General features: G+C 71.7%; 9 protein-coding genes. 2 read left to right on the forward strand and 7 right to left on the reverse strand.

From position 1 onward, the window contains the following. Positions 1 to 28 precede the first annotated feature (28 nt). On the forward strand, positions 29 to 388 hold the full coding sequence (locus E1269_RS22470; protein ID WP_131898717.1) for a hypothetical protein: 360 nt from the start codon (positions 29 to 31) through the stop codon (positions 386 to 388). Positions 389 to 422: 34 nt separating this feature from the next. Here E1269_RS22470 and E1269_RS22475 read toward each other — a convergent pair whose 3' ends face one another. From E1269_RS22475 to E1269_RS22505, 7 genes are all read right to left on the reverse strand, one after another. Further along, the gene (locus E1269_RS22475; protein ID WP_131898719.1) at positions 423 to 1,046 is read right to left on the reverse strand and encodes an AAA family ATPase; all 624 of its coding nucleotides are present in this window, start codon (positions 1,044 to 1,046) and stop codon (positions 423 to 425) included. A 22-nt stretch (positions 1,047 to 1,068) separates the two neighbouring features. After that, a complete protein-coding gene (locus E1269_RS22480) occupies positions 1,069 to 1,389 on the reverse strand; it encodes a TFIIB-type zinc ribbon-containing protein (protein WP_131898721.1) in 321 nt (106 codons plus the stop codon). Between the two features lie 119 nt (positions 1,390 to 1,508). After that, a complete protein-coding gene (locus E1269_RS22485; protein WP_131898723.1) occupies positions 1,509 to 2,456 on the reverse strand; it encodes a nucleoside triphosphate pyrophosphohydrolase in 948 nt (315 codons plus the stop codon). Continuing rightward, positions 2,453 to 3,028, reverse strand: a complete 576-nt coding sequence (locus E1269_RS22490; RefSeq protein WP_162606570.1) for a SurA N-terminal domain-containing protein — start codon at positions 3,026 to 3,028, stop codon at positions 2,453 to 2,455. The genes E1269_RS22485 and E1269_RS22490 overlap by 4 nt, the downstream gene beginning before the upstream one ends. A gap of 58 nt (positions 3,029 to 3,086) precedes the next feature. Beyond that, positions 3,087 to 6,752, reverse strand: coding sequence for a transcription-repair coupling factor (mfd, locus tag E1269_RS22495; protein WP_131898727.1), 3,666 nt, complete (start codon positions 6,750 to 6,752; stop codon positions 3,087 to 3,089). Positions 6,753 to 6,871: 119 nt separating this feature from the next. Then, positions 6,872 to 7,276, reverse strand: coding sequence for a type II toxin-antitoxin system VapC family toxin (locus E1269_RS22500; RefSeq protein ID WP_203433982.1), 405 nt, complete (start codon positions 7,274 to 7,276; stop codon positions 6,872 to 6,874). Then, complete coding sequence (locus tag E1269_RS22505; RefSeq protein WP_131898729.1) at positions 7,273 to 7,497, reverse strand: type II toxin-antitoxin system CcdA family antitoxin; 225 nt, start codon at positions 7,495 to 7,497, stop codon at positions 7,273 to 7,275. Before E1269_RS22505 ends, E1269_RS22500 begins: the two co-directional genes overlap by 4 nt. Before the next feature lie 145 nt (positions 7,498 to 7,642). On the opposite strand from E1269_RS22505, the gene E1269_RS22510 reads away from it, so the two are divergent. After that, positions 7,643 to 8,492, forward strand: an 850-nt coding sequence (locus tag E1269_RS22510; protein ID WP_203433983.1) for an alkaline phosphatase D family protein, incomplete at its 3' end; no start/stop codon positions are given.

The following is an 8,492-nucleotide window of genomic DNA, read 5'->3' on the forward strand; positions in this document are numbered from 1 at the left end:
CCGGTTACATCGGCTACATTCGGGCATCATGACCGAGCCTGTCAAGCCTTTCGACGCAGTGGGCGCCGCTGAGCTGCGACGACTCACCCGGGTGAGCGTGTCACTGATCTCCGGGGCACAGCACCCGTCCGGCGCCTACCCCGCGGCGGTCGGCTTCGCACCGTACGGCTTCGCCTGGTTCCGCGACGGTGCGTTCGTCGCCGAGGGCATGAGCCGGGCCGGTGCCGCGGAGTCGGCGACGGCGTTCCACCGCTGGTGCGCGGGGGTGCTGTCGCGGGAGGCGAGGACGATCGACGCCCTGGTGGAGCGGCTGGCCGCGGGTGCCCGCCTCCAAATGATCACGTTCAGCACGAAATCTCGTGTTGCACCATGCTTACAACCATGGTGACGCGCGGGCGATCCTCGTGATGGCGGCGAAGCACTCATGGCCTGCGATTCAGCACCCACTCCCTGACGGCGCGGACGGTCTCGTCGACCGGCGCCCGCGTGGTGTCGAGCAGCGTCATCGGCGGCTCGAACAGCGCCGCGTCGTCGCGTATCCACTCGGCGTACTCGAGCATCTCGGCGATCCGCGGCTCGTCCCACTGCCGCCACGCCGGCCGCGCGCGCAGCCGCTCGGCCAGCACCGCAGGATCGCAGGTCAGGCAGAGGTAGTCGATGCGCTCGAACAACGGCCGCTCCGGCAGCGGCTCGAACTCCTGCGGCACCACCGTCCCGACCAGCACCACCGGCCGGCCGTTCTGGTGGATCATCGCGGCCATCCGCAGCCAGGCCGACCGGAAGGCCCGGTGGTCGCCGTCGTCGTCGCGCAGGCCGGCCTGCCAGAGCACGTCCTGCTCGAGCACGACGAACCGGTCGGCCAGCGAGTCGACCAGGTGCCGGGTGACGGCGGACTTGCCGGTGCCGCTCGGCCCGGTGACGCAGCGCAACGCCAGCCGCCGGAACGGCCACCGGTGGCCGCAGTGGTCGCACCGGATCACCGCATCGGCCTCGACCCGCGGGTGATCGGTGCGCTCGCCGCAACGCTCGCAGACCAGCAGGTTCACGGGTCGTCGACGACCGCGCGGCTCAGTCGAAGAGCTGGTCGAGGAAGCTCCGCTTGCGCCGCTTGCCGCCGTAGCCGTACGGGCTGGGCGAGTCAGAGTAGCCGCGGCCGCGGCCGTACGGCGCCGGGCTGTCGGGGCGGCCGCGGTACTGCGGCGGCGGAGGCTGCTGACGGCCGCCGTACTCCAGCGGCGGCGGAGGCGCGTTGAACTGCTCCTCCGCGGCGACGATCTGCTCCAGCTCACCCTTGTCGAGGAAGATGCCTTTGCAGTTGTCGCACTGATCGACGTGCACGCCCAACCGGTCGTACGTCTTCATCTGGCCGCTGCACTTCGGACAGGTCACGGATACATCCTTTCGCCGACGACGCCGTCGTCGTCGCTGGGGTCGCTGTCTGGTGACAACGCTACCTGCGGCACCGGGGTTCCGGGCCGCCCGGATCGCTCTCGGTCGACGGCACCGCCTCAGCCCGGCGACGACTCGGCGGCGTGTACGGCGGCCACGTAGCGACGGGCGGCGTCGCGCAGCGCCTGCTCGGGGTCGACGCCGAGCTCGCGGGCGCGCCGGGCCAGCGCGAACAACGCGTCGCCGACATCGTCGGATGTGCCCAGCGGGGGCAGCGGCATCTCGCGCACCGGCACCGCCACCCCGGACTTCTCGACCCGGTGCACAAGCTTCGCCGCCAGCGACAGCGCCGGCTGGGCGAGCGGGACCCCGTCGACGGCGGACTCGCGACCCTTCTCCGCCCGCTTGAGCTTCTCCCACCGGTCGCCGACGTCGGACGCCGTCGGCGCGTGCACGTCGGCGAACACGTGCGGGTGCCGGCGCACCAGCTTCGCCGCGATGCCGGCCGCGACATCGTCGATGGACCACGGCTCCGATGGGCGCTCCTGCGCCAGCCGGGCGTGGAAGACCACCTGGAGGAGCAGGTCACCGAGCTCCTCGCGCAAGTCGTCGTCGTCGCCGGCCTCGATGGCCTCGAGCGTCTCGTACGTCTCTTCCAGCAGGTACGTCGCCAGGCTGCGGTGGGTCTGCTCAGCGTCCCACGGGCAGCCGCCGGGCGAGCGCAACCGGTCCATGACGGCGACGAGGTCCAGCAGCCGGCCGCCCGGGAGGTCCTGCGAACCAGCGACCATCTCGACACCAAGCCCGCCGACCAGCTCCACGCCGTCGTCGCCGGGCGGCAGCAGCCACACGACGACCTCGCCGGCCGGCACCTTCGCCGACGCCGGAGGCGCCGGCACCACCGTCACCTCGACACCGGCCGCCCGGACCGCCGCGACCTGCGGATGCGACGCGTCGCCCACGAGGACCCTGCCCGCGCGCAGCAGGTCCCACGCCGCCGCCGAGAGCAGCCCCGGCGCGACCCGGGGACTGGTGGCGAGCAGGACCAGCCGGCCGGGAGAGCTCACTGAGCCGCTTCGGAGATGGACCCGGTGTCGGCGCTGACGGCGAGATCCTGGGTCCACTCGCCGTAGCGGGGGTTGACCTCGACGCCCATCTCGTCACCGAGGTCGACGAGTGTCTGCGTGAGCACGGTGTTGTCGGCGCCGGTCTCGGCCGCGTAGGCCTCGGCGATCAGCTGGTCGGCGACGCCTGCGCGGAACGCATCCTCGGTGTAGCCGTTCTGCTCCAGGGCGGGCGTGAGGTCGCCGCCGGCCTGCGCCTCGAACTCGTCGATGGCGTTGTCGATGTCGGCCTCGGTGACCTCGATGCCCTCGTCCTCGGCCAGCCGGACGAAGATCTCGTGCTGGATGTGGCGGGTGAGCACCTGACGCTGGAACGTCGGCATGCCGCCGGCCGCGGTGACGTCGAACCCTTCGAGCCGCTGCACCCGGTCGACCTCGTTCTGCAGGTCCTCGACGGTGAACCGCTCGCCGTCGATCACGACGGCGGCGCCGATCTGCTCGGCGTCGCAAGCGGCCAGCGCCACGGCCGCGGCGGCGGCCAGGGACGCCGTGATGATGCGTCGGATGGTCGACACGGTGATCCTCTTCGTCGTTGTGCGTCGGGTTCGGCGACACGGTTGCCCGCGCCGCATCTTATCCAGCCCGGCTCGCGGCGGCTTCGGGCTGGTGGGCCATGACGTCGTCGACGACCTTGCGCGCCCAGGCCAGCAGCTCGACGCCGCGCAGCTGCGGTGCGCCGATGCCGGTCGGCCGCGGCCGCGGCACCAGGACGGTGTCGACGGCGTCCTTCACCAGCGACTTGGGGTACAGCCGGCCGAGCCGGACCTTCTGCCAGTCGGCGAGGTGGACCTGTGCGAACCGTACGTAGGTGCCCTGGATGGTCACCTCCGACAGCCCGGCACGGCGGGCGTGCGCCCGGAATCGAGCGACCTCCAGCAGGTTGCGCACCGGCTCCGGCGGCGGGCCGTAGCGGTCCTCGAGCTCTTCGACGACGGCGTCGACGGCGGCGTCGTCCATGGCCTCGGACAGCCGCCGGTATGCCTCCAGGCGCAGCCGCTCGCTGGCGACGTAGTCGTGCGGGATGTGGGCGTCGACGGGCAGCTCGATGCGCACATCGGGCACTGCCTCCGTGGCGTCGCCGCGGTAGTCGGCCACGGCCTCGCCGACCAGCCGCACGTACAGGTCGAAGCCGACGTCGGCGATGTGCCCGGACTGCTCGCCGCCCAGCAGGTTGCCCGCGCCCCGGATCTCGAGGTCCTTCATGGCCACGTGCATGCCGGCACCGAGGTCGGAGTGCTGGGCGATGGTGGTCAGCCGCTCGTGCGCCTCCTCGGTCAGCGGCGTCTCGCGTGGGTAGAAGAAGTAGGAGTAGGCACGCTCGCGCCCTCGCCCGACGCGGCCGCGCAGCTGATGCAGCTGCGACAGGCCGAGCCGCTCGGACCGGTCGACGATCAGGGTGTTGGCGTTGGAGATGTCCAGGCCGGTCTCGACGATCGTGGTGCAGACCAGGACGTCGACCTCGCGCTGCCAGAACGCGTTGATGACCTGCTCCAGCGTGTGCTCGCCCATCTGGCCGTGCGCCGTGGCCACCCGCGCCTCGGGCACCAACTCGCGCAGCCGCGCCGCGACCTTCTCGATGGTGTCGACGCGGTTGTGCACGAAGAACACCTGGCCGTCGCGCATCAGCTCGCGCCGGATCGCGGCGCCGACCTGCTTCTCGTCGTACCCGCCGACGTAGGTGAGTACGGGGTGCCGCTCCTCCGGCGGGGTGGTGATGACGGACATATCGCGAATTCCGGTAATGGACATCTCGAGCGTCCGCGGGATCGGCGTCGCCGACATGGTGAGCACGTCGACGTTGGCCCGCAGGTGCTTGAGCTTCTCCTTGTGCTCGACGCCGAAGCGCTGCTCCTCGTCGACGATCAGCAGGCCGAGGTCCTTGAACCGGACGTCGCCGGTGATGAGCCGGTGGGTGCCGATGACGACGTCGACGGTGCCGTCCAGCAGCCCCTGGACGGTCTTCGCCGCCTCGGCGTCGGACTGGAACCTCGACAGAGCCCGGATGGTCACCGGGAACGGGGCGAACCGCTCGGAGAACGTCGCGAAGTGCTGCTGCACGAGCAGCGTCGTCGGGACCAGGACGCCCACCTGCTTGCCGTCCTGTACCGCCTTGAACGCGGCCCGCACCGCGATCTCGGTCTTGCCGTAGCCGACGTCGCCGCAGATGACGCGGTCCATCGGGACCTCGCGCTCCATGTCGCGCTTGACCTCGTCGATGGTGGACAGCTGGTCGACGGTCTCGACGTACGGGAAGGCGTCCTCCAGCTCGCCCTGCCACGGGGAGTCGGCTCCGAACGCGTGCCCCGGTGCTGCCTGCCGGGCGGCGTAAAGCTTGATGAGCTCGGCGGCGATCTCCTTGACCGCCTTGCGGGCGCGGCCCTTTCGCTTGGCCCAGTCGCTGCCGCCGATGCGGTCCAGGCTCGGTGCGTCGCCGCCGACGTACCTGGTGACCTGGCCGAGCTGGTCGGTCGGGACGTACAGCCGGTCGGCTGGCTGCCCGCGCTTCGACGGCGCGTACTCGACGACGAGGTACTCGCGGGTGGCGCCCTGCACCGTCCGGCTGGTCATCTCGACGTAGCGGCCGACGCCGTGCTGGTCGTGCACCACGTAGTCACCCGGCTTGAGCTGCAACGGGTCGACCTGGTTGCGGCGGCGGCTGGGCATCCGGACGGTGCCTCTGGTGGAGACCCGCTGCCCGGTGAGGTCGTCTTCTGTCAGCACGGCGAGCCGCGGCGCCCCGGCGACGAAGCCGTGCGCCAGCGCGCCGGTGGTCACCTGCACGACGCCGGCGTCCGGCGCGGTGTCGAGCCGTTCGACGTAGCGGGCCGGCACCTCGGACTCCCCCAGCACCTCGACCACCCGCTCGGCGGTGCCGTGCCCGCCGGTGACGAGGACGGCCCGGCCGCCGCTGGCCAGCCAGCCCGACAGGTCGGCGACGGCTCGCGAAGTGTCGCCGCGGTAGGTCTGCGCCGGACGGACGTCGAGCTCGCGGGTCTCGACGGCGCCGGCGTGCACCATGTCGTCGCCGAGGTCGACGGCGTAGAGGTCCGCGTCGAGGTCGACGGGTTCGGGCTTGGCGGCGCCGGTGCCGCTCGCGCCGTCGGTGCCGTCGGTCGCGCCGATGCCGAAGGAGCTGACGCTCCACCACGGCAGACCCTGCCGGATCGCGTGGGCCCGCACGTCACCGAGCGTGTGATAGGCGGCCGCGCCGAGGTCGATGGGTGCCCGGCCACCGCCGGCCGCGGCCGCCCACGACGCGTCGAGGAACTCCTGGCTGGTCGCGACCATGTCGTGCGCCCTGGTGCGGACCCGCTCAGGGTCGCAGACCAATACGTGCGTCCCGGCCGGCAGCAGGTCGATGAGCATCTCCATCCGGTCGACCAGTACCGGCGCCAGCGACTCCATGCCTTCGACGGCGACACCGGCGGCTAGCTTCTCCAATATCTCAGCAAGCTCAGGCAGTTCCGTCGAAAGCTCGGCCGCACGACGGCGGACGTCGTCGGTCAGGAGCAGCTCACGGCAGGGCGGCGCCCACAGCCCGTGTTCGGCGACGTCGGTGGAACGCTGGTCGGCGACGGTGAAGTAGCGGATCTCCTCGACGGTGTCGCCCCAGAAGTCGACCCGGACGGGGTGCTCCTCGGTGGGCGGGAAGACGTCGACGATGCCACCGCGGACGGCGAACTCGCCGCGCCGCTCGACCAGGTCGACCCGGACGTAGGCGGCCGCGGCCAGCTGCTCGACGACGGCGTCGAGCGCGACCTCGTCATCGGTGCGCAACCGCACCGGGCGCAGGTCGGCCAGCCCCGCCACCTGCGGCTGCAGCACGCTGCGCACCGGCGCGACGACGACTTTCACCGGCCCGCCGGACTCCTCGTCGGGGTGGACCAGCCGGCGCAGCACAGCCAGCCGCCGCCCTACGGTGTCGCTGCGCGGTGAGAGCCGCTCGTGCGGCAGCGTCTCCCACGCCGGATACTCCATGACCGACTCCGGTGACAGCAGGCTGCGCAGCTCGCCGGCGAGGTCCTCGGCCTCGCGGCCGGTGGCGGTGACGGCGAGCACGGTACGCCCGGCGCCGACCGCGTCGTCGGCCAGGGCGGCGGTGACGAACGGTCGCAGCGCCGGCGGTGCGGTCAGGTCGAGCGAGGTCACCGCGCCGGTGCGCGCGTCGTCGACGGCCGAGCGCAGCGTGGGGTCGCCGTCGCCGGCCAACAGAGCGGACAGGAGGCCGTACAGGGACATGCTTTGCCTTCCAGGCACGCAGACGTGCCCCCAAACCAGGCTGGAGAGGGGGTCCTGATACGAGCTTACGCCGCCCCACCGACAACAACCCACCCGCCGGCCGAGCCGCGGGCGGCGGGCTAGCCCTCGAGAGGGACGACCACGTTCGACGCCGAGCTCGACCTGGCCAGGCGTGCATCGGTGGTGACCAGCGCGAGGTCGAGCTGTTTCGCCAGCGCGAGGTACAAGGCGTCGGTCAGCCTGGTGTCGTGCCGGTGCTTCCAGGCCGCTTCCAGCAGTTCGGGCACGGGATGACGGACGACGGGCATGCGTCGCACGATGTCGATGATCTCCGCGACGTCGTCCTCGGACAGCGCGCCGGCACGGTGGAGTCGCCCGAATGCGCTCAGCAGCTCCGCATCGAGGTGCGCCGGGGCGTGGAGAGCGCGGCCCTCGATCGTTCTGGCCACCGCGTCGGCTCGTTCGGTCGGCACGACGAGGTCGACCATGGCGGACGCGTCGACCACCACAGCATCCAGGGTCACGGCGCGCCGAACTCGTCCCGGGCGTCGTCCAGCGCCGTCATCGCCTGATCGTGCGTCACACCGGAAGGTCGGCGGCGACGGACTCGGTCGAGCCACGCCTGCGCGCTGCGCCGATCGAGCTCCTGGCGCAATGCCTGCTGCGCGACCTGCGAGACGTTGAGCCCCGACGCCTTGACTTCTTCGGCCAGGTCATCGGGGACGTAGACGTTCAGGCGGGCCATACACACATGGTACGCATATGGCCACGCGTTGCCAACGGCACCGCGGCAACGCACTCGCCCCGGAATCGCACGTGGCGACGGAAGTTCGCTGATCGGTCACCGTTCGTCCGTTCTGCGGTCGGTTGTGACTGATCGGATCCGCCACGTGACAGCCACCCGTGATCCGTTCGGACACCTCAGGCTCGACGCCGTCGACACGACCAGACGCAAATTCCTCACCGTCGCCGGTGCGGCGATGGGCCTGGCCGCGGTGGGTGCACTGCCCGGCCTGGCGTCCGCGGACGGCAGCGCCCTCGAGCTGGACCGCCTCCCCGACTACCCGTTCACGCTCGGCGTCGCGTCCGGTGACCCGTTGCCGGACGCCGTCGTCATCTGGACCCGGCTGGCGCCGCGGACGCTGGAGCCGTTCGGCGGGCTGGGCCCACGCCCGGTGCTGGTGCAGTGGCAGGTGGCCGAGGACGATCAGTTCCGGCGAGTCGTGCGCAGCGGGACCGCGCGGGCCCGGCGCGAGCAGTCCTACAGCGTCCACGTCGACGTCACCGGGCTGCGGCCGTGGCGGCACTACTGGTACCGGTTCCGGGTCGGCCGCGACCTCAGCCCGGTGGGCCGCACCCGTACCGCGCCGGAGAGCGGCCAGCCGCTGCCGGGCCTGTCGTTCGCGTTCGCGTCGTGCCAGGCGTACTGGGAGGGTTTCTACACCGCCTACCGCGACCTGGCCGCGCTGGACCACGACGTCGTCTTCCACCTCGGTGACTACCTGTACGAGTACGGGGTGGGCGTCGGCGCCGGGGTGCGGCAGCAGGAGCTGCCGGCGGACTTCCTGCGCGAGACCATCACACTGGACGAGTACCGCGCCCGCTACGCGCTCTACAAGTCCGATTCCGACCTGCAGGCCGCCCACGCCGCCGCGCCGTGGATCGTCACCATGGACGACCACGAGGTGGAGAACAACTGGGCCGGCGATATCCCGGAGGGCAACACGCCCACGCCCACCC

It is taken from the genome of Jiangella asiatica (assembly GCF_004349065.1).
In the GTDB taxonomy this organism is placed as follows: domain Bacteria; phylum Actinomycetota; class Actinomycetes; order Jiangellales; family Jiangellaceae; genus Jiangella; species Jiangella asiatica.